Genomic DNA, 650 nt, shown 5'->3' with positions numbered 1-650 from the left:
GACATGCTCGGCACGGCCAACGGCTTCGAAGCCAGCGACCCGGCGTTGGCGATGTCCCAGGCCTATGCCGATGACCTGCCCACCCTGGTGGCCCGCGTCGCGGATAGCCAGGACTTGCCCACGGACTTGGCGGGCATGCGCGTGGCGATGCTGTATCACTATTTGCCCACCGAGACAGTCAAGGCGTTTTATCCGGATGCGGCCTTGCAGTTATACCCCTCGACCTTGAGCGCTATCGGCGCTGTGGCGTTTGGGCAGGCCGACGTTTACCTGGGGGATTCGATCAGCTCCAATTACCTGATCAGCAAGAACTACCTGAACAACGTCCAACTGGCTGATTTCTCGCGCATGGAAGTACAGCCGTTCGCCTTTGCGGTCAGCCGCGAGAACGCACGCCTGCTGCGCATTATCAATGCCGCGCTACAAGCTATCCCCGCCAGTGAACGCATGAGCATCCTGCGGCGCTGGAGCGCTGGCGGTGCGAGCATACCCGGTCAGCAACCCCTGCATTTCAGCGTCAAGGAACAGCGTTGGCTGAATGCACATCCGCGGATCACAGTGGCCGTCAACCAGAACTTCCCGCCACTCACGTTTATCGATGAACAAGGCCATTTGCGTGGTATCAGCGCCGATGTGCTGGCCCGGATCAG

Annotated in this window: 1 pseudogene; it reads left to right on the top strand. The window is 60.5% G+C overall.

The features are described from left to right. Positions 1-650: pseudogene (locus tag GSM73_RS14255) on the top strand (transporter substrate-binding domain-containing protein); the annotation flags it as partial.

Source organism: Pseudomonas sp. PICF6, from assembly GCF_009831705.1.
Lineage (GTDB): Bacteria > Pseudomonadota > Gammaproteobacteria > Pseudomonadales > Pseudomonadaceae > Aquipseudomonas > Aquipseudomonas rhizophila.
The sequence above is the reverse complement of the archived record's forward strand: the minus strand, read 5'-3'. Positions and strand labels throughout refer to the sequence as shown.